At 25.2% G+C, this 24,724-nt stretch carries 24 protein-coding genes; 18 read left to right on the top strand and 6 right to left on the bottom strand.

The features are described 5' to 3' along the window. The first annotated feature begins 54 nt into the window (after nt 1-54). Both RGC78_RS05775 and RGC78_RS05770 read left to right on the top strand, forming a co-directional pair. Complete coding sequence (locus RGC78_RS05775; protein ID WP_252212470.1) at nt 55-357, top strand: hypothetical protein; 303 nt, start codon at nt 55-57, stop codon at nt 355-357. Between the two features lie 179 nt (nt 358-536). After that, the gene (locus RGC78_RS05770) at nt 537-2,162 is read left to right on the top strand and encodes a cell shape-determining protein (RefSeq protein ID WP_252212469.1); all 1,626 of its coding nucleotides are present in this window, start codon (nt 537-539) and stop codon (nt 2,160-2,162) included. A 190-nt stretch (nt 2,163-2,352) separates the two neighbouring features. On the opposite strand, the gene RGC78_RS05765 is transcribed toward RGC78_RS05770, so the two are convergent. Continuing rightward, nucleotides 2,353-2,835 carry a CarD family transcriptional regulator gene (locus RGC78_RS05765; protein ID WP_252212468.1) on the bottom strand — a complete coding sequence of 161 codons (483 nt, stop codon included), beginning with the start codon at nt 2,833-2,835 and terminating at the stop codon, nt 2,353-2,355. A 335-nt stretch (nt 2,836-3,170) separates the two neighbouring features. On the opposite strand from RGC78_RS05765, the gene RGC78_RS05760 reads away from it, so the two are divergent. After that, the gene (locus tag RGC78_RS05760; RefSeq protein WP_252212467.1) at nt 3,171-4,178 is read left to right on the top strand and encodes a hypothetical protein; all 1,008 of its coding nucleotides are present in this window, start codon (nt 3,171-3,173) and stop codon (nt 4,176-4,178) included. Nucleotides 4,179-4,373: 195 nt separating this feature from the next. Next, nucleotides 4,374-4,985, top strand: coding sequence for a uridine kinase (gene udk / locus RGC78_RS05755; RefSeq protein ID WP_252230073.1), 612 nt, complete (start codon nt 4,374-4,376; stop codon nt 4,983-4,985). A 110-nt stretch (nt 4,986-5,095) separates the two neighbouring features. Here udk and RGC78_RS05750 read toward each other — a convergent pair whose 3' ends face one another. From RGC78_RS05750 to RGC78_RS05740, 3 genes are all read right to left on the bottom strand, one after another. Further along, entirely contained in the window at nt 5,096-5,704 is a 609-nt protein-coding gene (locus tag RGC78_RS05750; RefSeq protein WP_309556210.1) for a DUF445 domain-containing protein, read from the bottom strand. 259 nt (nt 5,705-5,963) lie between these two features. Next, on the bottom strand, nt 5,964-7,565 hold the full coding sequence (locus RGC78_RS05745; protein ID WP_252212464.1) for a Na/Pi cotransporter family protein: 1,602 nt from the start codon (nt 7,563-7,565) through the stop codon (nt 5,964-5,966). Between the two features lie 101 nt (nt 7,566-7,666). After that, a complete protein-coding gene (locus RGC78_RS05740; RefSeq protein WP_252212463.1) occupies nt 7,667-8,614 on the bottom strand; it encodes a ribonuclease Z in 948 nt (315 codons plus the stop codon). Between the two features lie 147 nt (nt 8,615-8,761). On the opposite strand from RGC78_RS05740, the gene RGC78_RS05735 reads away from it, so the two are divergent. From RGC78_RS05735 to RGC78_RS05690, 10 genes are all read left to right on the top strand, one after another. Further along, the gene (locus RGC78_RS05735) at nt 8,762-9,415 is read left to right on the top strand and encodes an HAD family hydrolase (RefSeq protein ID WP_252212462.1); all 654 of its coding nucleotides are present in this window, start codon (nt 8,762-8,764) and stop codon (nt 9,413-9,415) included. Nucleotides 9,416-9,581: 166 nt separating this feature from the next. Further along, complete coding sequence (locus RGC78_RS05730; RefSeq protein ID WP_252212461.1) at nt 9,582-10,745, top strand: AI-2E family transporter; 1,164 nt, start codon at nt 9,582-9,584, stop codon at nt 10,743-10,745. Between the two features lie 176 nt (nt 10,746-10,921). Beyond that, nucleotides 10,922-11,656 carry a phosphocholine cytidylyltransferase family protein gene (locus RGC78_RS05725; protein WP_252212460.1) on the top strand — a complete coding sequence of 245 codons (735 nt, stop codon included), beginning with the start codon at nt 10,922-10,924 and terminating at the stop codon, nt 11,654-11,656. Between the two features lie 13 nt (nt 11,657-11,669). Beyond that, on the top strand, nt 11,670-12,968 hold the full coding sequence (gene aepX / locus RGC78_RS05720) for a phosphoenolpyruvate mutase (protein ID WP_252212459.1): 1,299 nt from the start codon (nt 11,670-11,672) through the stop codon (nt 12,966-12,968). 2 nt (nt 12,969-12,970) lie between these two features. Continuing rightward, on the top strand, nt 12,971-14,107 hold the full coding sequence (gene aepY / locus RGC78_RS05715; protein ID WP_252212458.1) for a phosphonopyruvate decarboxylase: 1,137 nt from the start codon (nt 12,971-12,973) through the stop codon (nt 14,105-14,107). Between the two features lie 4 nt (nt 14,108-14,111). Continuing rightward, nucleotides 14,112-15,206, top strand: coding sequence for a 2-aminoethylphosphonate aminotransferase (locus RGC78_RS05710; protein ID WP_252212457.1), 1,095 nt, complete (start codon nt 14,112-14,114; stop codon nt 15,204-15,206). Between the two features lie 106 nt (nt 15,207-15,312). Continuing rightward, nucleotides 15,313-15,696 carry a hypothetical protein gene (locus RGC78_RS05705; protein ID WP_252212456.1) on the top strand — a complete coding sequence of 128 codons (384 nt, stop codon included), beginning with the start codon at nt 15,313-15,315 and terminating at the stop codon, nt 15,694-15,696. A 4-nt stretch (nt 15,697-15,700) separates the two neighbouring features. Further along, nucleotides 15,701-16,327, top strand: coding sequence for a normocyte-binding protein (locus tag RGC78_RS05700; protein ID WP_309556208.1), 627 nt, complete (start codon nt 15,701-15,703; stop codon nt 16,325-16,327). Beyond that, nucleotides 16,327-16,611: a hypothetical protein gene (locus RGC78_RS05695; RefSeq protein ID WP_252212454.1), complete on the top strand. Its 285-nt coding sequence runs from the start codon at nt 16,327-16,329 to the stop codon at nt 16,609-16,611. Before RGC78_RS05700 ends, RGC78_RS05695 begins: the two co-directional genes overlap by 1 nt. A 20-nt stretch (nt 16,612-16,631) precedes the next feature. Beyond that, a complete protein-coding gene (locus RGC78_RS05690) occupies nt 16,632-19,100 on the top strand; it encodes a glutathionylspermidine synthase family protein (RefSeq protein ID WP_309556207.1) in 2,469 nt (822 codons plus the stop codon). Between the two features lie 88 nt (nt 19,101-19,188). Here the strand turns inward: RGC78_RS05690 and RGC78_RS05685 are convergent, their stop codons facing one another. Further along, nucleotides 19,189-19,749 carry a class I SAM-dependent methyltransferase gene (locus RGC78_RS05685; RefSeq protein ID WP_252212452.1) on the bottom strand — a complete coding sequence of 187 codons (561 nt, stop codon included), beginning with the start codon at nt 19,747-19,749 and terminating at the stop codon, nt 19,189-19,191. A 373-nt stretch (nt 19,750-20,122) separates the two neighbouring features. Between RGC78_RS05685 and RGC78_RS05680 the strand changes: the two genes are divergently transcribed. After that, nucleotides 20,123-20,428, top strand: a complete 306-nt coding sequence (locus RGC78_RS05680) for a hypothetical protein (RefSeq protein WP_309556206.1) — start codon at nt 20,123-20,125, stop codon at nt 20,426-20,428. A 186-nt stretch (nt 20,429-20,614) separates the two neighbouring features. Here RGC78_RS05680 and ilvA read toward each other — a convergent pair whose 3' ends face one another. Continuing rightward, nucleotides 20,615-21,835, bottom strand: coding sequence for a threonine ammonia-lyase (ilvA, locus tag RGC78_RS05675; RefSeq protein ID WP_252212450.1), 1,221 nt, complete (start codon nt 21,833-21,835; stop codon nt 20,615-20,617). Nucleotides 21,836-22,162: 327 nt separating this feature from the next. On the opposite strand from ilvA, the gene RGC78_RS05670 reads away from it, so the two are divergent. From RGC78_RS05670 to RGC78_RS05660, 3 genes are all read left to right on the top strand, one after another. Beyond that, the gene (locus RGC78_RS05670) at nt 22,163-22,927 is read left to right on the top strand and encodes a threonine/serine exporter family protein (RefSeq protein WP_252212449.1); all 765 of its coding nucleotides are present in this window, start codon (nt 22,163-22,165) and stop codon (nt 22,925-22,927) included. Continuing rightward, nucleotides 22,928-23,386, top strand: a complete 459-nt coding sequence (locus tag RGC78_RS05665; protein WP_252212448.1) for a threonine/serine exporter family protein — start codon at nt 22,928-22,930, stop codon at nt 23,384-23,386. A 320-nt stretch (nt 23,387-23,706) separates the two neighbouring features. Continuing rightward, nucleotides 23,707-24,600 (top strand): cation diffusion facilitator family transporter, encoded by an 894-nt coding sequence (locus tag RGC78_RS05660; RefSeq protein ID WP_252212447.1) that lies wholly within the window; start codon nt 23,707-23,709, stop codon nt 24,598-24,600. Nucleotides 24,601-24,724 lie beyond the last annotated feature (124 nt).

Raw genomic sequence — 24,724 nt, 5'->3', positions numbered from 1 at the left:
AATTTAATATATTATATAATATAAATTAAATTAAAGCTTGCAAAGGAGTATATTATGAGAGGCAATTTTAGAAACATACTGTACTTTATTGGTAGTACATGTATAATAATTTTAATAATATCATTATTTTTTAGTATATTGCCATATATATTATTAGTTGGAGTAATAGCTTATCTTTTAATAAAGTTAATATCATTTATTAAAGGAAGAAAAGATAAATTAAATGAAGATGTAAGAAAAAATAAAAATGTATATGAAAATAATAAAGAATTTACATATGATTCAAATGATGATTTAGTTGGCGATATAATTGATGTTGAATATGAAGAGGTAGATAAGGATAAAAATAATTATTAGGATTATAGTAATTATTTTTATAAAATTTTTAATAGAAATTCTACATTAATATTTTTAAGTAGAGATAAAGAGTCTAATTTCTAGATTTTTTATCTCTTCTTATTTAATTTAAAAGTGGTATTTAAAAACTTATTATGATATAATATTAACCATAATAAAAGATGAGGTGGAGAGATAAAATGGACAATAAAAAATCATTTAGTTTTTTAAAATTATTATTAGGCGCATATATGTGTATAGGAATAGTACTTTTATTAACTAATAATTTAATTTTTGATTTAAGTTTAAATTCAGTATTGATTATAGGAATATTTGTATTATGTTCAGTAGTATATGGTGTGCTTCACAGAAATAAAAAAATTATTATGGCAGGTGGAACAGTAGCAGTCCTATATATTATATTAGCAGTGATATGTAGTCCTATAATTAGTTATAGTGCTCACAGAAATTTAATAGGAAGTATTCAAGATGTGGATTTTTCAAATGAGATACAATATATAGATTTAAATCAATTACCAACTATAGACAAAGAATTAGCGGAAAAATTAGCAGATAAAAAATTGGGTGAAATTGCAAGTCTTGGTAGCCAAGTATATGTTGGAACTTTAGATTTACAAAGTATTGATGGTGAATTATATTATGTAGCACCATTAGAACATTCTTCATTGTTTAAGTGGTTTACTAATAGAGAGGGTACAGCTGGATACATAAAGGTAAGTGCAACAAATCAAAATGATGTTCAATTAGTAACACAATTAGATGGAAAAGATTTAAGAATAAAATATTTAGATTCGTCTTATTTATTTAGCAATTTAAAAAGAGCTGCATTTTTTAGAGACATGAAAGCTGGACATACAGATTATACATTTGAATTAGATGATAGTGGAAAGCCTTATTGGGTTGTAACTAGATATGATAATGCTATTGGAATAGCAGAAACAAAAGCAATCGGAGCATTAATAATAGATGCACAAACAGGTGAATCGGAAAAGTATGGTATTGATAATTTACCTAATTGGGTAGATAGAATTCAACCATCAACATATATAAAAAGATATATAGATAAGTGGGGAGAATTAGTTCATGGAATTCTTAACTTTAGTGATAAAGATAAATTAAAATCAACTTCTGGTATGAATGTTATTTATAATAATGATACATGCTATTATTATACAGGCATAACTTCAGTAGGAAGTGATGAAAGTTTAGTAGGATTTACTTTAACAAATACAAGAAATGGTCAAACTAAATTATATAAGACAGCAGGAGCGACAGAATATGCAAGTATGAAATCTGCTGAGGGTAAAGTGCAACAATATGGATATACTGCTACATTCCCTTACTTAATAAATATTCAAAATGAACCTACATATTTTATGACACTAAAAGATTCAAGTGGACTCGTAAAACAATATGCTATGGTTAATGTGAAAAATTATAATACAGTTGGTGTTGGAGATACACTTCAATCAACTCTTAATAAATATTTAGAGGGATTAACTAACACTAATATTTCTTTAGAGGGTGGAAATAAAGAAGAAACTATTTTAGGTGAAGTTGAAAGAATTGGTGTTGTTGTTAAAGAAGGAACAAGTATATATGATGTTAAATTAAAAGGAATAAATAATATATTTTCAATTTCAACTGAAACATCTAGAGAAATTGCTTTAACAAATGTAGGTGATTCAGTTTCTATAAAATATATTAATGTTGGAAATAGTAGGTATTTAATAACTAATTATTTTGAAAATGTATCATTAAGTAATACTGAAACAAATAAAGAAGTAGAAAATACTCAAGAGTAATTTATATTTGTAAAAAATTAAGCTATATTGCTAAGATAAGCAATATAGCTTTCTTTATTACAACTAAGGTGTAAAATATTTCTTTTATGTAATTTAAAATATTAAATTAAAAAATCATGAGTAATAACTTAATTTTAAGAAAATTATCAGTTATTCTAATAAATTTAAAAAATAAATTTGAAGCATTAATTTAATTAATACTAGATTTTAATATTTTTGTAGCTTCATTTTCGCTTATATTTTTAATGACTCTTATTTCATCTATTAGGAATTTGCGTGCTGTGTTTAATATTTGTTTTTCTGTTGAGTTGAGAGCTTTCATCTTATTGATAAGAGTTAAATTATAAAATACATCTACGCTATCTTCCAATAAACCAGATTTTATTTTATTTAAATTTATCTCATATCTTTGTTTAGAAGGAAGATCTATTTCTTCCGGATTAGATGTGTCTTGAATATGATCTAGTATATCTTCTAGTGTATTAATATCATTAATCATACGTAATTTAGAATTAGGTATTCTATCAATAGGTATCATTATTTCTAAACTATTTTTTAACATTTGTATTATACAATATTTTTTTTTCTTACCACAGAAAAGTTTTTCTTCAATTCTTTGAACTATTCCTATTCCTTGCATGGGATAAACAACTTTATCACCAACGTTAAACAAAAAAACACCTCCTTTTATTTATGTGCTTATTTACATTATAACACATTTTATAAAATTTAATCCATTTTTGAAAATATATCGTTTGTATTGAATTACAAAGTAAATATAAAGATAATTACTTAATTTTATATTTTGTAATATATTAATATTTATTCTATATATATTAGTTAATAAAGATAAATCTGTCATTAAAAACAATTGATTAATAAATAAAAGATAGCCCCTTGATTATTTTTGAAAGCTAGTGTAAAATTAAGGTAAATAATTACAAAAATTTACATTTAAGTCATTGAGATTAAAGCCTGAAATATTATAAAGAAAAGGTGGCTATTGGAATGAGAGTTAAATATAAAAAAAACTTTAGATTAGGTGAAAATATAAAAGTAAAAATATCTACAAATGGAAATATAACTATTATAACTAAATATAAGGATAACAATATATCATTAAATAAAAATAGACTAATAGTTTATGGACAAAATGGAGATATAAAAAGACAGAAGCAATTATGGATATTTAAAAAGAAAAAATTAAACTTAAAATCTTTTATTAAGGGAATACAAGAACGAAAAAATAAGTTAAAAAATAAGAGAATAATAGTTAATGAAATAATTAATGAGGATGAGAATTTAATTAAAGGCATAAGAAAATATAAGACTTCAAGATTATTTTTTTGGTGTTTTCTAATTTTGACGTTTATTTTAAGAAGAAATTTAATAGTTCTAATTTCAGGTATTATAATATCAATTTATTGCAGTATACAAGCCTTTAATAATATAAAATATAAAAAGGCATACTTGATAGCAAATAATATAAGTAAAGATATATCATTTATGAATTTATATAATGAAGAAAAAGTAAATGAACTATTAGGAGAATTTAGTAAGCGCTATGGTAGTGAAGTTGAAGTATGTATTCAACTAAAAAATGCAGTTAATTGTTTTAAAGAATGTGGTATAAAATTAGCTAATGACTTGAGCAATTTAGAGATAGAGGATGTATCATATTACTTAAAGAATATTAATTTAAGAAAAGAGGAACTCAAAAAAAATAAATACAATAAAAATAACAATGATAATTTAAAAAATAAATTTAATACAAGTAGTAGCAACAATAGAACAATAAATTATGTATCATCATTTGATAATAATTTTAGCAATAAATTAGCGGTTTTGTATAGAAAAGAAGTAGAAAATAGTTTAGATATAAAATCAATTAATAGAGCAATAGAATTTTTTGAAGATGATGAAAATACAAATGAAAAGGGTAGAGAAAAAGCAGTAGTATCTAAGGATGATAATAAATTAACTGTATATTTCTATAAAAAATCTTCTGTATTTTAAAATACTTGTTCAAAATTACTAATAAAAATTATATCAGCATAGCTATTTTATTCCTTATTTTTTAAAACAAACAATTTAATATAGATAAATAATAATAGCTATGCTATTATTATATAGGAAAAAAATATATAAATTTATAAGAATATTTTATATTAAATATAAATTAAACATAATCGATATGGAGGAAATTATATTATGCAAGATATAATGATAATAGGGATAGCCGGAGGAACAGGGTCAGGAAAAACTACTTTATCATTGAATATTAAAGAAGAATTTGGTGATGATGTAGTTATACTTTCTCATGATTATTATTATAGATCAAATGATAATATATCATTAGAGGAACGTAAGAAATTAAATTACGATCATCCTAATTCTTTTGAAACTGATCTTCTGATAAAACATCTTAAGATGTTAAGAAATGGAGAAACTATTAATCATCCAGTATATTCATTTGTTGAACATACTAGAACAAGTGAAACAATTATGATCAAGCCTGCAAAAGTAATAATAGTTGAGGGAATATTAATTTTTGAAAACCAAGAATTATGTGACTTGATGGATATTAAAGTATTTGTAGATACAGACGCTGATGTCAGAATCATTAGAAGACTATTAAGAGATGTACAAGAAAGAGGAAGAGATCTTGATTCTGTTATTAATCAATATCTTACTACTGTAAAACCTATGCATGAAGAATTTGTGGACCCTAGTAAAAAAAGAGCTGATATTATAATTCCAGAAGGTGGATGTAATACAGTTGCGCTTAGTATGTTACTAGAAAGAATACGTAGCTTTATTTAAAAAATATTAATAGATAATTTGCAATACATAGAGTAAAGATCAGATGTTAAAGTTTTATTATTTAATATCTGATCTTTAATTATTTATAACAAAGCCTAATACTTTATATTTTATTTTATAAAAAGTATTATTAAAGATTGAATTATTCCAATAAAACCACCTAAAATAAAGCCTAGTATTTCAATGTGTTTAAGTTCTTTTTTAGCAACAGATATTATTATGCTTTCCAATTTATTCAAATCAAGAAGATTGATTTTTTCTTCAACAATTTTTTCAATATCTATTTTTTCTTTAGCTTTTGACATAATTGTATTATGTATATCGTTGATAATAGGATTTAATTCAGTATTAATAATTTCATCAATATAGCTTTTAATCATTACATTAAGTGGAGCAGGAATGAAATTGATTTTTTCTGATATTACATTTACTATTTTATTTTTTATATATTCATTAAAGTTTTCTTTATCTTCTTCTTTTATTATTTCATTAAATAAATCATCTACTGATAATAATTCATTTGCAATAACTTGCCCAATATTTTTAGCAATTTCTTTTTGTCTTTTTGGTATAAGGCCTATAATTTCTATATTAAATATAGGTATTTTTATAGGTTTTATTGGTCTAAATAATAACTTTATAGCTAAAATATTAGTAATCCAACCTATAAGTCCACCAATTAAAGTTAAAAATAATATTGTTATTAAAATGTGTATCATAGTTAAATAACTCCCCCTATTATTTAATAGTAAAAATACTTAAATAGTATATCATATTAATGTAAAAACTAAAAGTACATAAAAACATGTGTTTTAATTTTAAATATCAGTAATTATGTTTAGAAAGAATATACTCTTTAAAAGTATATTTTAAAGAGTATAGAACAATTTGAAAGTTTATATATTTTCAGAAAGGCAAATATGAAAAAAACGACTGATTTACAGTCGCTTTTTTCTTCTTTAGGAAATTATAAAAATATTAAAGTACTCTTTCGGCAATATTAGTAGAGTGATCACCAATCCTTTCAAGATTACTAATCAAATCTAAAAATATTGTACTAGAGTTAGCTGAACATTTTTTTTGATTTAATCTTTTTATATTGCTTTCTCTAAGTGTTTTTTCACAAGTATCTATTTTCAATTCAATTTCTTTTACATGCTTAGCGTTAGTATAATCACTGTTTTCATAACACTTTAAAGCTAAAGTTAAGGCATTAAGAGTCTGCTCATACATACTCATAAGTTCTTCAATAGCATCTTGTGGAATTCTAATATGATCATCAATTTTTTCAGTAGCCAATTCTACTATATTTTTTGCATGATCACCAATTCTTTCTATGTCATTAATTATATGAAAGCTTGTACTTAAAATTTTACTATCAGTATCTGGTAATTCATAATTTGATAATAGAACTAAATAATCTGTTATCTCTTTTTCTAAAGTATTTATTATTTTCTCATTACTATATACTTGTTTTATGTATTCTTCATTTTCAATCAAAAAAGCTTTCATGGCTAATTCTATATTTTTTTGTGCAATTTTACCCATTCTAATTGTTTCATTAACAACTTGTCCAGTTGCTACAATAGGAGTATCTAATAAATTTTTATCCAAATAAATTGATCCATCTGTTTCTAAAGAATCTTTACCAGGTAAGATTTTATTTGCTAATAAAACAAGATATTTTGACAAAGGCAGTAAAACTATTGTACTTGTAATATTAAAAATAGTATGAGCATTTGCAACTTGTCTAGAAACATCTGTAGGGTTAATATATTTTATAAATGAAATTAGTGGATTTATAAATGGAGTAAATATTAATACACCTATAATATTAAAAAAGAGATGTATTAAGCCAGCCTTTCTAGCAGTTTTGCTTCCACCAGCAGAGGCTAAAAGTGCTGTAACACAAGTTCCAATATTGCATCCAAATATAATAGGCAATGCAATATTCATATCAATAGCTCCAGTTGTAGCAAGGGCTATTAAGATACCAGTTGTGGCAGAAGAACTTTGAACTATTGCAGTCATTAAAAGTCCACATAAAACTCCTAAGAGTTTATTATTGCCAACGAGAACTAAAATTTGCGAAAAAATTGATGATTCAGCTAACGGTTTCATAGCATTAGACATAAAATTCATTCCAAGGAATAGTATACCAAATCCTAATATTATGGAAGATATATCTCTATGCTTTTTCTTACTTGTAACTAAGAGTGATATTGAACCGATACCTACAAATAAAGGTGCAATATTATCTAATTTACAAGAAATTAATTGTGCTGTTATAGTTGTTCCGACATTTGCGCCCATGATAATGCCAGTAGCTTGCATAAGATTTATAAGACCAGCATTTACGAAGCTAACAACCATTACTGTTGTAGCACTAGAACTTTGAATTATAGCAGTTACGAGAGCTCCAATAAAAACTCCCATGTATTTATTATTTGTTACTTTTTCTAAAATACCTTTTAATCTTTCACCTGCAACGTTTTCAAGCCCGTCTCCCATGAGCTTCATACCAAAGAGAAATAGCCCCAAGCCCCCAATTAATTCAATAAGCATATTTATACCATTCACACATATCTCTCCTTCGAAATAAAAAAGTAATTAAGTTTTTATATTTACATATTATAACTTTTAATAAAGGAAAAGTAAAACTAAAAATTGTAAAGTATTTTTCAATCTATAAACTTTAGGTTTTTAATTAAACCATCATGAGCAACATTGGAATTTTCAAAAACCTCTTTTGCATTATAGATATAACTTTCAGGATTAGATAATGCAGGACTAAAATGAGTTAAAATTAATTCTTTACATTCTCCATTTTGAGCTAAGGTTGCACTTTCTCTAAATGTCATATGTTTATTTTTTATAGCTTTTTCTATATCTTCATCGCTACCATAAGTACCTTCACAAATAAACAAGTCACTATATTTGATAAAATCAGGAATAGCATTAGTTGGTCTTGTATCAGTTACATATGATATTTTAATGCCTTTACGCTCATTATCAAGAACTAAATCAGGGGTATATATCCTATTATTATAATTTATAGTTTCTTGACTTTGTAGTTTGTTCCATAAAGTTTTAGGTACATTATTTTTAATAGCTTTATCTACAGAAAATCTAGGGAATCTTTTGATATAAAAATTATAACTTAGGCATTTAGCAGAATGTTCAACTTCTAATGAAGATAATATAAGATTACACTTATCATCATTTTCACATAAAGAAGTACCATTTGTATTTATTAAAAATTTTAACTCATTATTTTCTAATTCAATAATTTCTAGTTCGTAAGGAAGATATGGGTTTATAACATTTAAACCATTAACAATTTCTTTAATTCCTTTTGGTCCAACTATTGTAATTTTTTCACTTCTACCACAATTACCTATTGTAGAAAGTAATCCAGGTAATCCTATTGTATGATCGCCGTGAGAGTGAGTTATACAAATTAAATCTAAAGATTTAAACCCCCAACCTATTTTTCTCATGGCAACTTGTGTACCTTCACCACAATCAATTAAAATTTTTCTACCATTTATGTTTATCAAAGTAGAAGATAAAAATTTATCAACCATAGGCATTCCACCTATTGTCCCTAAAGTGCATAGATCAATCATAAAAAACCTCTCCTATCTTTATATAGTAAAAAATTGTCTATATATTATAATAACAAAAAAAATATAAATAATTCTAGTTTTATTTTGTACTATTATTAAAATTTTAATATAATATTCTAGAAAGAATATTAATTTGGAGGGATGACTTTGAATAAAGAATATGATTATATTTTTATGGACTTAGATGGAACAATAACTGACCCTATGATTGGAATAACAAAATCAATACAATATTCATTAAAACATTTTGGAATTAATGTTGAAGATATAAATACACTAACTAAATTTATAGGTCCACCATTAAAAGATACTTTTAATTTGTATTATGGATTTAATGAAGAAAAAACAGTAGAGGCTATAGAGAAGTTTAGAGAAAGATTTGCAAGTGTGGGTCTTTTTGAAAATGATGTATATGAAGGAATGGAGAAATTTCTAAAATCATTAAAAGACAGAGGAAAAACTCTTATGGTTGCAACATCAAAACCTAAGTTTTTTGCAGAAAAAATACTTGACCATTTTGGTTTATCAAAATACTTTACTTTTATTGGTGGTAGTAATATGGATGAAACTCGTTCTAAAAAGAGTGAAGTCATAGAATACGTTTTATCAGAAAATAATATCACTGATTTATCGAATGTTGTTATGATAGGGGATAGAGAACACGATATTATTGGAGCAAAAGAATTTAACATTGATAGTATTGGGGTACTATATGGATATGGAAATTATGATGAATTAAAAGAAGCAGGTGCAACTTATATAGTTAAAGATTTAGATGAATTACTAAAGATAATTGTATAGATCAATTTAAGTTATTAATTTATATCTTGAATTTTGTATTATATTTTGTATATAGTTCATAATTATAATTAAGTTAATGAGAATTTTGTTGAAAGCTATATGTAAAAAATCTATAATGATTACATAGTAGTATTATTTAAATAACTACTACAAAAGAGAGGGAAAAATGAAAATTAATTGGAATGAAAAATATAACACAATATCAATATATTCTTTTATAGTTGTAAGTGCAATTATTATATTTTACTTATCTATATCTGAATTTGGATCATTATTAGGAAAAATAAGTGGAATAATAGTTATATTACAACCATTTATAATAGGATTTTCAATGGCGTATATATTAAATTTTATATTAAAATTTTATGAAAGAAAAATAAGTGAATATAATAAATTAAAATCTCTTAGTTTTAAAGGAAAGAGAGGATTAAGTTTATTTATTACATATATAACAGCTATGTTATTGATTGCTCTTTTTATACACTTTGTATTGCCACAATTGATACAAAGTATAATAGGATTAGTGAATGATGTTCCTAAATTTATTAATGAATCAACAAAATTTATTAATGAATTAATGCTAGATTTAAATATTTCAGAAGAATATCTTCCTTTAATAAATAATAATTTTAATGAATTTATTAATTACATAATAAAGATTGCAACTAATTTATTACCTGTTTTAGGAAGCTTTGTTACTAAAATAGCATCTAGTATTTGGAATATTGTTCTAGGCGTAATAATATCAATATATTTACTAATTGATAAAGAAAAATTCTGTGCAATGAGTAAAAAAGTAACATATGCTGTTTTTTACAGAAAGGCTGCAGAAAAAATTATAGAAATAACTCACAGAAGTAATGATACATTTGGAAAGTTTTTAATGGGAAAAATATTAGATTCTTTTATTATAGGAGTATTAACTTTTATAATATTAACTATATTTAGTATGCCATATGCTATATTAATATCAGTAATAGTGGGTATAACTAATATTATTCCATTCTTTGGACCATTTATAGGAGCTGTTCCATCATTTATAATAATTTTATTTGTATCTCCAGTAAAAGCATTATGGTTCTTAGTAATAATATTAATAATTCAACAAATTGACGGAAATATTATTGGACCTAAAATATTGGGAGATTCAATAGGAATATCTGCTTTTTGGATATTATTCTCAATATTATTTGCAGGAAAATTCTTGGGATTAATAGGAATGATTATAGGTGTACCTTTATTTGCAGTAGTATATTCTATTATAAAAGAAATAGTAGAAGCAAATTTAAAGAAAAAAGGTTTAAAAATAAATACAAAAGATTATATGTGACTTTAAAAATATAAAACTTTAAGTCATATAGAGTTTAAAGATATGAAATATATTTTTAAACTCTATATGACTTTTTATTTTGTATAAAAGTAAAAAATTTACATGAACATATTGTATTGAACAGTGAATAATGATAATATAATTTTGTTCAATAAATGAACAAAAGGGGGAGTGTTATGGGAAAAATAAATACTGCGGTTATTTTAGTTGCAGGAATGGGAAAAAGATTATATGAAATAACAAATGATGAAATACCCAAAGGCTTTATATGCATAAATGAAAAAACATTAATTGAAAGATCAATATCTAAATTAAGGCAAGCAGGAATAAAGAAAATATATTTAGTTACAGGACATTTAGGAAATTTTTATGATAAGTTATGTGAAAAAGAGGTAGATTTATATGTCAAAAGAAATGATAAATATATAACTACTGGTAGTATGGCTTCATTGGCTACATTAAAAAATTTAATTGTTGATGATTTTTTATTATTAGAGGGTGATCTTATTTATGAAATTAAAGCATTAAAAGATGCAATTGAATATGCTTCTGATGATTGTGTAATTATTAGCAATTTAACTAATAGTGGCGATGAATGCTACATTGAGATTAAAAATAATAACTTATATAAAATTTCTAAAATTAAAGAAGAAATAAAAAATATATATGGAGAATTAGTTGGGATATCTAAAATATCATTAAATTTATATAGGGAAATGATAAAGCAATTTAATAAATCCAAAATGCAGAAATGTGACTATGAATATATATTATTTGATGTTGCAAAGATGAGAAAGATTGGGTATTTAAAAATTGAAAATTTAATATGGTCAGAAATTGATAATAAAGAACATTTAAAAAGAGTTAAGGAATATATAATTCCTAGATTGTATGTTAATGGTGAAGAATAGAAGGGATGAGTTTATGAAAACAGTTTATATAGCAATGAGTGGAGATATAATACATCATGGTCATTTAAATATAATTAATGAAGGAAGAAATTTAGGAAAAGTAATAATAGGACTTCATACTGATGATGTTATTGCAGGATATTGGAGAAAACCAATAATGAGTTATGAAGAAAGAAAAATGGTGATTGAAAATATAAAAGGTGTTTCAAAGGTAATTCCTCAAGACACATTAGATCAAGTAGCAAATATTAAGATATTAAAACCCGATTATATTTTGCATGGTGACGATTGGAAAAGTGGATTTCAAAATAAATTTAGAAAAAGAATTATAGATGTCATTAAGGAATGGGATGGAAAGTTAGTAGAAATAAAGTACACTGAGGGAATATCAATTACTAAATTAGAAGAAAAGTTAAGTGGAATAGGGACAACCCCTCAAATGAGAATGAAAAAACTCAAAGAGTTAATGTATTCAAAAAAGATAGTTAGAATACTTGAAGCACATAATGGACTTACTGGTTTAATAGTTGAGAAAACAAAAGTAGAAAAGGAAGGAAAGATAAAAGAATTTGATGGTATGTGGGTAAGTTCACTTTGTGATTCAACATCAAAGGGAAAACCTGATATAGAAGTTGTTGATTTGACATCAAGACTAAATACAATTAATGATATTTTAGAAGTAACTACAAAACCTATAATACTTGATGGAGATACTGGTGGAAAAGTAGAGCATTTTGTTTATACAGTTAAAACATTAGAAAGATTAGGGGTATCAGCCATTATAATAGAAGATAAAATTGGACTTAAAAAAAATTCTTTGTTTGGAACGGACGTAGAGCAAAAGCAAGATACTGTAGAAAATTTTTGCAGCAAAATTAGAGCAGGAAGAAATGCAAGAGTAACAAATGATTTTATGATTATAGCTAGAATTGAAAGTTTAATTACTAAAGCTGGACTTGGTGATGCTTTATTTAGAGCAAAAGCTTATATACAATCCGGTGCTGATGGAATAATGATTCATAGTAAAGAAAGTGATGGAAAAGAAATAATAGAATTTTGTAAACAGTATAGTGATTTTGAAAATAAGGTTCCACTTATAGTAGTTCCAACTTCATATAATTTTATTACAGAAGAAGAATTATCACATTTAGGAGTTAATGTTGTTATATATGCAAATCATTTAATAAGAAGTGCTTATCCAGCTATGATGAGTACAGCAAAAAGTATTTTAGAAAATGAACGTTCTAAAGAAGCTTCAGAAAATTGTATGGCAATAAAAGAAATACTAACTTTAATACCTGGAGGGAAATAAGGATGTTAGATGTGTCAGAATTTTATAAAGAGTTAATAGATAATGATATAAAATTTTTTACAGGGGTGCCAGATTCATTATTAAAATCTTTTTGTGCATATGTTAATGATAATACAATCAGTAAAAACAATATTATAGCAGCTAATGAAGGGAATGCAGTTGGATTAGTTTCAGGCTACCATTTAGCAACAGGAAAAATAGGACTTGTTTACATGCAAAATTCAGGACTTGGTAATACAATTAATCCAATTACATCTTTAAGTGATAAATTAGTTTATAGTATTCCTATGTTATTAGTAATAGGATGGAGAGGGGAACCTGGTAAGAAGGATGAACCACAACATAAAAAACAAGGATTAATAACTACTAAATTATTAGAAACTTTAAATATAAAATATAAAATTTTAAGTGATGATACAAGTAAAGATGAAATGAAGAGTTTTTTAAGAGATGTTAATGATTATATGAAAAAAGAAAAAGAACCTTATGCACTAGTGATAAAAAAAGGAACTTTTAATGAATATAAACTTAAAAATAATAAATTGTATGACTTTGAAATGACTAGGGAAGAAGCATTGGAAGTTATTCTATCACATATTAATGAAAAGTCCATAATAGTATCTACAACGGGAATGTTATCAAGAGAACTTTTTGAATTAAGAGAAAAAAGAAAGGAAAAACATGATAGAGATTTTTTAACAGTTGGTTCCATGGGACATGCTTCTCAAATAGCATTAGGAATAGCATTAAATAAGAAAAATTTAAATGTTTATTGCTTAGACGGAGATGGAGCTTTATTAATGCATCTAGGTGGAATAACAACAATAGGTCATGAAAATGTAGAAAATTTCAAACATATAGTAATGAACAATGGTGCACATGACTCTGTAGGAGGTCAAGAAACAGTAGCGCTAGATATAGATATATTAGCTTTAGCAAAGGGTGCAAGATATAGTGAAGCATATAGTTGTAGTAAAAAAGAAGATTTAATAATATGCTTAGAAAAATTAAAAAATAGTAAGGGTCCTACATTATTAGAAATTAAGGTAAAAAAGGGTGCGAGAAAAAATCTTGGTAGACCAACCCAAATACCAATTGAAAATAAAGAAGGTTTTATGAAGAATTTAGAGGTGAATTAGTAAGATGACAATTAAAAGAAATATATTGCTTAATCCAGGTCCAGCTACAACAACTGATACTGTTAAATTAGCGCAAGTTGTACCAGATATATGTCCACGGGAAAAAGAATTCGGAAGTGTTATGGAATATATATCAAATGAATTAACTAACATAGTTGGATCTAATTCTGAATATTCTACAATATTATTTGGAGGATCAGGTACAGCAGCAGTTGAATCTATAATAAGTTCTGTTATGAGTGATGAAGACATTATTTTAATAATTAACAATGGTGCTTATGGAAAAAGAATGTGTGAAATTGCACAAGTATATAATTTAAATTATATAGGATTTTGTAGTTCGCCTATAAATACTATAGACTTTATTAGGCTAGAAGAGGTAATTAAATATAGCAAAAAGAAAATAACTCATTTAGCAGTAGTGCATCATGAAACTACTACTGGATTATTAAATGATATAAAAGAAATAGGATCAATTTGTAAAAAATATAACATAGAAATGATAGTTGATGCAATGAGTTCATTTGCAGGAATACCTATTAATATGAAAGAAATGAATATAAAGTATTTAGCATCTAGTTCTAATAAATGTATACAGGGGATGGCCGGAATAAGTTTTGTAATTGCTAATCTAAAATCATTGGATAGTATTAAAAATAAAAAAATACGAAACTTATATCTAAATTTATATAAGCAATATGAGAACTTTAAAGATAATTTTCAAATGAGATTTACACCACCTGTACAAGTACTTTATGCATTGAAGCAAGCTATAATAGAAATAAAAGAAGAAAGCATCGAAAAGAGAAATTTACGATATAAAGAGTGTTGTAAAATACTTTGGGATTGCCTAGATAAACTAAATTTAAAACGTTTAATAGATGATGAAAATTCCTCTATGCTATTAACATCAATTATTGAACCTCGGATAGAGAAATACGATTTTAAAGAACTTCATGATTATTTATATGAAAGGGGTTTTACAATTTATCCAGGAAAAATAGCATCAAAAAATACATTTAGAGTAGCTAATATTGGTGAGGTATATCCAGAAGACATGAATAAGTTTGCTAAGATATTAGAGGAATATATGATGTAAAAAATATATATAATTTAAAAATATAGGATATATTTAATGTATTCTATATTTTTTTTTAACAGATAAGGTATAATATTGCATATAATATTATATTTTGGAGGAAAATGTGGAGATTTATATATATAAAACACTTAATGAATGGTATAAAGATAAACCAATAGAAGTTCTAGAAGGAGAAGTAACTAATTTATATAATGAACTTATAGCGGTTGATACAATAATAGAAAATAAAAATTATAGGCAACTATTTTCTACTAAAAATAATTTTGCAATACTTTATAAGTTGGACTATGGATTTTTAGCATGTGCTGTAGAAATAAATTTTTATTTTGATGTTGATTCGTGGAAAAGGTCAAGACCTGATATTAGTTTTAATGGACAAGTATGTGAAGATGAGTGCGGAGCAAATAATTTCGTATTTATAAATGAAGATGGACATAAGCATTATATATCTCTTGATGGGATATATTCAGTAACTTATGAAAGGTAAAAATATGAATTTAAAAGAAGTTGATTTAAGAAATATCTATAGAATTTGGAGAAGTAATTTAGGAGAATTCAGGTGTTTTTTTAGAAGTACGCCATTTGTTTCTCTACAAACTTATGAAGATTTTGTTTTGGACGATTATAAAAGTGAGACTAAAAAAGAAGTAGTAAGAAAAATACTAGATGAATATAACGAAGAATGCTTTATTATTATTGATTTACCTTTGGATGAAATTTTAGATTTATCTTTAGAATTAAATAATAATTATTTAATAAAGCCTATATTAAATATTAATTTGTTATTTCATCCATTTGGAATTGTAGGAAGTAGAAACAATATAAGTAAGCTTATAAATACTGGTATAAAATTAAACGAGGTAAAAAGTAAAAAATATATTATGCTTATTCCATATGATAGATATAATGAAGAGTTAGATGTGAAAAAAATATATGATAAGTTAAATAATCAATATGCAGTTGGTGAGGAAGATCTTCCAAACTCTAACATTTTAAAAAGATTAGGATATAATAGGATAGTAGTTTTTACAAAAGACAATATAAAAGAGGATTTAATGAATTACATAGACTATTTTAAGAATGAAATCAATGTAAAGATAGTAAGGATGGAAAAATAATGGACAGTTTTAAGAAAAATAAAAAACGAGCTTTATCAATAGCAATAGCTTCTACATTTATGGTTACAGCCCCTAATATACTATTAGGATGTAATAATGTAAATCAAAAGGATGAAGATGATGAAGAGGAAAATGGAACAACTACATCAACTCATAATTCACATGCTTGGCATTCTTTTCGTAGTGGAGAATCATCTAACAGTAAAAAAAGTAGTGTGACTAAGTCATCTACATCTAAATCTTCAGGATATTCTGGTGTAAAAGGTGGAAGTTCTTCAAGCTAAAAAATAGGATGGTAAAAAATATGAAAAATCAATTAAAGTATACTGAGGATATTTTATTTAATAATTATATGGTTAGTTCTTTAGGAGAGGAATATGTTCATTCACAAATACCATTTTTTATTGATAAGAATATATGTGAAGATATGATTTTTTACAGTGAGAAAATTAATCATATGGCATTAGATATATTAGAAAATATAAATGGAAAGCATAAAAAACTTTTAGAGTATTTTGATGATTTTCCTTTAAGGGATAAGATATTTAATTTAAAGTGTCCTATATCTCCCATGTATTGGAGTAGATATGACACATTTATAGATATTAATAACCATGTTTATTTTGCAGAATTTAATTATGATAAGCCTTGTGGACAAAAAGAGATTCATTTAGCGGAGAGATGTAATTTTAATGGAAACTTAAATGAAGGGTTTATTAAAAAGTTAGTTAATACATTACTTAAAATAAGTGATGTATATTGTGATGGAAATGAAAAAGTTAATATAGGATTTTTAATTGATCCTTGTCATTATGAAGAATTGCATCATAGTTATTATTTTAAGGAGATTTTAAAGAATACAAATATAAATATAGTACAAGTTGGAAATAATAATTTGAGTGTTAAAGACGGATATGTATATGGATACTCTAAAATAAAATTACAAATTATTTTAAGATTGTTTCCAACAGAATTTTTTTGTGAAATCAATAATATAGAAGATATATTAGATTCATTTAATGAAGGTAAAGTTTTGATAATAAATGATCCTAGAATAATTGCAATTCAGGCAAAAGGATTTTTTGCTTACTTATGGGATTTAATTAAAAATAATTCTAATCTTATTTGTGAAGATGACAAAAATATAATAAGAAAAAGTATACCATATACAGAAATACTGAAATCTAAAAATTTAATAAACACTATAGATAATAAAGATAGTTATGTAGTAAAGTCTTCTCTTGGAAGGTATAGTCAAGAAGTTTATATCGGCAAGTCTTATGAAGATAATGCATGGACAGAAGAAATAAATAATATTTTAAAAAAAGATAAGATTCATATAGTCCAAAAGTTAATTAATATAAGACAAGAATATACGTATGCTCCAGATTTTAAAAATACGAATATACCCATATTAGCATATGGAAATTTTGGTGTTTATATAATGGATAAAAAGGTTGAAGGATTTCTTGTTAGATGGAGTAAAGAATTCTTAACAGATGATAATTATACATGGATGTCACCTTTGGGAACAAACGATTATCCACTAAAAATAGAAAAAAATAGTTTTACTAGTGAAAAAAGTAGAGCTAAAATATATGAAGAACTAAATGAGAAACTTTTATTTAAGTATAATTTTACTGGAGCATATTCTAATATTAATGAGTATGTTTCTTTAGATATAATGATATTGAAAAATGAGTTATATGATGAAATAAAAATAACAAGTAGTAATTTTTGTGAAATATTAAAAAAAATATATCCATATATTCAAAAAAATATTAAACTTTTTGGACCGATTTTGGGTATACCTGAAGAGCTGTATAAAATGGTATCTCAATCTTATACATCTACTCTTTGTGCATTAGGTAGAATTGATTTTGCATTAGATAACTATGGGGATTTAAAGATATTAGAATTTAATTCAGAAACACCAGCAGGAATTGTAGAATCTATAGGCATAAATTCAATAATGCAAAGAAGATTTAATTTGAAATATATTAATCCAAATGAGAATTTAAGGAGTGATGTAAAAAATACATTAATTTATATTATAGAGGAAATAAAACAACTAAAAGAAGTTAAAAATATTGCAGTTGTAACTTCGTGGTATTATGAAGATATATATACAACAAATATAATATGTGAAATTTTAAAAGAATTAGATAACTATAATATTATATTTGGAAACATATATGATTTAGATGTTAAAAATCATAAGATATATCTTTATGGAGCAGAAATTCATGCTATATATAGATATTATCCATTAGATTGGTTTTATTATGATGAAGAAATGAAAAAATTAATAGAACCCTTAAGTGATGAAGTTTATTTAATTAATTCAGGTCATACTCTTATAGTTCAATCAAAAGCATTTTTTGCAGTTTTACATGAAATTATTAATAAAGGAATTATATCAAAAGAGGAAGAAGATTTTATAGTAAAATATATTCCATATACGTCTTTAGAAAAAGATAAACAGCTTTCATGTGATTATTTAATTAAACCATATTTGTCACGAGAAGGGGATGGAATAAACTTAGATTATGAGTGTACATATAATCAAAATGATGATGTGATATTTCAAGATAGAGTGAATATAAAACCAGTTAAGATAGATTTACATTCTGTTATTACTAAGGAAAATAAATACCAATTTCCTATTTTAGGAGCTTATATAACAAATGATAAGTTTTCAGGAATATATACAAGAATGGGAGATATTATAACAGACAAAAATGCTAGATACATTTCAACATATATAAAATAAATGATTAATTAACTATAAAGCTAGATTATATAAAATTTTGCTAAAGCAAAGCTGAATTTTAAGATAATCTAACTTTATTTTGTTTAAGTTAGTCTAATTTTAATGAAACATTAAATCTGCAAGGATTATAATATCCATCAGTGATTTTCCAATCTTTAAAATTATCTTTATTGTATAGTAAGTGTTGTTCTCTATGCGAAGTTATAGGCAAGTCCCCTATAAATATAGCTTTTTTAGCAATTCTTTTCATTTCATCAATTGCTTTTTGTGCATAGTCTTGATTTGGAAAGTAATGAAATGCACCAAAGCAAAAAACTTTATCAAATGTATTATTTTTAAAAATTAGGTTACTTGCTTCCCCATGCAATACAGAATTATTAAGTAATTCAATATGTTTTTTTACAAGGGAAGTTGAATAATCAACTCCAACATATGATTTACAATTAATATATTGTGCTAGGCCACCAGCACCACATGCAACTTCTAAAACAGTGTCAGTTTCTTTAATATCTAATTCTTTAATAATATTTTTTGCTATTTTTGCTACATTTGCAGTAGTACTTTCATAGCCATCTAATACTTCTAATTTTCTTGTAGTATCTCTTCCTTTTCTTTCCCAAACTTCTTTCCAATAACTCATATCTTCCATTTGATTTCATCCTCTCATTTATAAATAATTATTAAATTCTCATTACGTTCAATTTATGAACAATATAAGATTACCATTGTTCATTGTTCACTTCAACAAGTTCACTATAAATTTTTACAAAATATATAAAAATGAATGTAATTATTTGAAAAATAGTAAATTATAATAATTTTGTTACCATTGGGTTTAAAGAAATTTCTACTTTAAATCAAAGAATTACTTTATGAATATAAAAATATGTTAAAATAATGTTTGAACATACTAGTAATAAATAATGTTAATGCTATATTTAAAAGGAATTATATATTAGAGATTTAAAACTCAAGGTATAATTTAGATGTCTTATTATATTAAAATTAATTAGGAGAATATTATGAAAATAGATATATTTGAAATAAGTGAAATAACAGCAATTGTTATGGATTTAGTTGATAAATTAGAAGCTTATGAGCTATATGGATTTGAAGACACAAGTGAATTACATATTCCAAAGCCAATAAATGATAAATTAGAAAATTTAGGTTCTAATAATTATGATGATTTTTTATGCAAGTGTTCTGAAATTGCAGAAGAGATACTTTTTATAAAAACAGGAGAGTTAAATGAATTGAATCATTGTCATCAAGAAATAAGTTTTTTAGCAGAGGATAAACTTAAAGATTATATAAAAAGGAATTAGATTTTCTAACTTGATTTATTATATTTTTAATTAGTCCCAGTACTATATTCTACTATAGAAAAAGTACATATAATTGAATAAGCTTTTTAAAATTTAAGGCACAAGTAAGTATTTTATAATAAAAATTAACTTATGCCTTAATTTAATTGATATTTAATAAAAGTATTAACTTAAATTAAAAAATATTTATTGATAAATATTCTTAGGCTTTAAAACATTAGGATCATATCCTTTATCTTTTAATGCTTTTATTATTGAATCTTTATGTTCAGGACCAAAAGTTTCCATAGTTATTTCAAGCTCAACAGCACTATTTCTATTAATACTAACAAATTGATTATGATCAAGTCTTATTATATTTCCTTGAGCTTCAGCAATTACTTTAGATACATTTGTTAATTCACCAGGTTTATCAGGAAGCAAAACAGATAAAGTACATATACGTTCTCTTTCTATTAAACCATGTTGCACTAATGAGGCAAAAGTTATTACATCCATGTTTCCACCACTTATAATTGATACAATCTTTTTACCTTTTATATTTAAGTGTTTTAAGGCAGCAACAGTTAATAAACCAGAATTTTCTGCTAGCATTTTATGATTTTCTAACATGTCTAAGAATGCAACTATTAATTCCGGATCTTTAATAGTAATAATTTGATCAATATTTTCTTGTATATATGGGAAAATATCAGATCCGGGAGTTTTTACAGCAGTACCATCTGCGATAGTATCAACTTTTGGAAGGGTTACAACATGTCCAGCTTTTAGTGAAGTTTCCATGCAATTAGCCCCATAAGGTTCAACTCCTATAACCTTAATATTAGGATTAAGAAGTTTAGCTAATGTAGAAACACCAGTTGCGAGTCCGCCACCGCCAATTGGAACTAAAATTATATCAACAGTAGGTAATTCTTTAAATATTTCCATAGCGATAGAACCTTGACCAGTTGCAACATCTAAATCGTCAAAAGGATGAATAAATGTATAGCTTTTTTCTTTTGCAAGTTCTAAAGCATAATTACAAGCTTCATCATAAACATCACCATATAATATTACTTCAGCACCATATGCTTTTGTACGATTTACTTTTATAAGTGGGGTAGTAGTAGGCATAACAATTATAGATTTTACATTATATAATTGAGCAGCATATGCAACCCCCTGAGCGTGATTACCAGCAGATGCTGTTATTAAGCCTTTATTTCTTTCTTCATCGGTAAGAGTGCTAATTTTATAATAAGCACCTCTAATTTTATATGCCCCAGTTTTTTGTAAATTTTCAGGTTTCAAGTATACTTTATTTCCAGTACGATCAGAATAATAATCACTATAAACTAGTTTTGTTTGTAATATTACTTTTTGTACTGTCTCATATGCTTGTTCAAATTTCTCTAATGTCATCATATTTCATATAACCCCCTTTTTAATGTATTTTTAATAAAATATGGAATTTGATATTTTTATAATAACACTTGAAAAATTAATGTCAAGTAAGAAAAAAATGCATGCATTTTTAATATACTAATAATAAAAACGATATATATTTAAATTTGGATAATTTTAGATGTGTATAAATAAAACTATTATAATTTAAATAATTACTTATATAATAAGAAAATGCTTTGTGATATAATACTCTCATCAGTTAGTTTGTACTAAAAATATATATCATTTATTAGATTAAAATGGGCATAATAAAATGTATAATAATTTTTACATGAGGGTATAAAAATGGATTTAAATAAATTACTTCAAGTATCTACATTTGCAGGAAAAATAATGCTAGAAAGTGGAGCAGAAACTTATAGAGTTGAAGAAACTGTTTGTAAGATTTGCACTTCTTTTGGGGCAGAGCAAGCAGATAGCTTTGTTATACCGACAGGAATTATGGTATCTATTTCACATGAAAATGAAGTTGCCTCATTACTTAAAAGAGTTACATCTAGAGGGGTAGATTTAAATAAGATAGATAAAATCAATGATCTTGCAAGAAAAACACAAATTGAATCTTTAAGCATTGATGATTTTAATAAACAACTTATAGAAATATCCAAAGGAGATAGGTATTCTAATCTTTATACTTTTTTTTGGTCAGCTATTTCTGCAGGCTCATTTGCTGTGCTTTTTGGAGGAAATAGTAAAGATTTCATAGTAGCCACTTTAGTTGGATTAATAATAAAAATAGTAATTAATACTTGTCAAAAGTTAAATATTAATGAATTTTTTATAAATTCATTATGTGGTGCAATATGTGCATTTTTAGCGATAATATTTATTAAACTTAATATAGGATCTAATTTAGATAAAATAATTATTGGTGCTATAATGTTACTTGTACCAGGTTTAACTATCACTAATGCTATTAGAGATACAATTGCAGGAGATTTAGTATCTGGTATGACAAAAGCTCTTGAAGCATTTTTAGTAGCTGTTTCAATAGCTGTTGGTACAGGAGGTATTTTAAGTATCTTTATAAATGCATTGGGAGGAATGTAAATGATTAAAGAAACCTTAGTTTCATTTGTAGCTTCATTTGGCTTTGGGATTATGTTTAATATAAAAGGTAAGAAATTAGTTTTTGCCGCAATTGGTGGCGGTTTAAGTTGGTTTGTTTATTCTTTATTTTTAAAATTAAATGTAAGTAATGTTTTATCATTGTTTATCTCATCAGTTGTTTTTAGTATTTATTCTGAAATTTGTGCGAGAATATTAAAAACACCAGTTACAACAATAGTTATTTGTGCGTTAATCCCATTGGTTCCAGGTGCAGGAATGTATTATACAATGTACGAAACAATAACTGGCAATATTATGGGGTCACTAGAAGTGGGGATGAGTACTTTAGCTAGTGCAGGAATGTTAGCATTAGGTGTGATTTTTGTGTCAACTATAACTCGCCAAATCACTAATTTTAGAAGAATAAAAAAAATGCGTTTAGAAAATAAGCGTACTTGAGAATAAAATGCAGCAATAATTAATGATATTATTATATATAATACTATTAATTATTGCTGTTTTTTTTGTCTCTTTAATTTCTATATTACATTTAGCGCATTTTAGTTTATAAATTTTATTTGTAAAAAGTGTTTCATAAGCGTTTTAAACAAATTTTCAAGTAACTATCATCATGGCATTGATTATCAATTGATAAATATTTTCTAAAATTATTTGTTTAAATAGTTAACATTTACTTAAACTTTAGCGTACTATATATTAATTCGAATAAATAAGACATTTATTTTATTTTCAATTGAAAATAAGTGGAGGATATTTAAATGAAAGAATTAAATAGTAATGAACGTTTAAAGATTGGATACAGGGTAAGCATAGTGACTATAATAGGAAATGTTTTATTATCTATTATAAAGATAGGAATTGGAATTATTGCGTCTAGTAAGGCAATGATTGCTGATGGTGTTCATTCTTTGTCTGATGTATTTAGTACTATAGGCGTTATAATAGGTTTAAAATTGTCAAGTAAAAAAGCTGACAAAGAACATCCTTATGGTCATGAAAAATTTGAAAGCTTAACTTCTGTTTTTTTAGGAATTATGCTTTTGTTAGTTTCATTAGGAATTGGATTTTCAGGAATAAAAAATTTAGTATATGGTAATTATTTAATTCCGGGAAGTTTAGCTATATTTGCTGCAGTAATATCTATTATATCAAAAGAAGCAATGTACTGGTATACATTAAAATATGCAAAAAAGATAAATAGTACATCATTAAAAGCAGATGCTTGGCACCATAGAAGTGATTCATTTTCTTCAATTGGAGCTTTGATAGGAATAATTGGTGCTAGAATGGGATTTCCTATGTTAGACCCTGCAATAGCACTAGTAATAAGTATTATAATAATAAAAGTAAGTTATGATATTTTAAAACAAAGTATAAATCAGTTAATGGATACATCTGTTGGTGATGATGCAATAAAAAAAATGAATGCAGCAATACATTCAATTGATGGAGTTAAAAATATAGATAATTTAAAAACTAGACTTCATGCTAGTAAAATTTATGTAGATGTTGAAATTTCTGTAGAATCAGATATTTCAGTTGAGGAAGGACATAAGATTGCTATGAATGTTCATAACATAATTGAAGAAAATAAAGATGTAAAACACTGTATGGTTCATGTTAATCCATTTATAGAAAAGAAAGTTTTATAAAAATATTTAGGTTTTAATATTGTGTTGATATATGCATAAGTAAAGTGGACTGAGTAATTAAACTTAGGAATACTAAAAATGAGTATAGTCCCATTTTAGCTTGCTCCCAATATAAAATTGAGAC

The organism is Clostridium aquiflavi (assembly GCF_031344075.1).
Classification (GTDB): domain Bacteria; phylum Bacillota; class Clostridia; order Clostridiales; family Clostridiaceae; genus Clostridium; species Clostridium aquiflavi.
The sequence above is the reverse complement of the archived record's forward strand: the minus strand, read 5'-3'. Positions and strand labels throughout refer to the sequence as shown.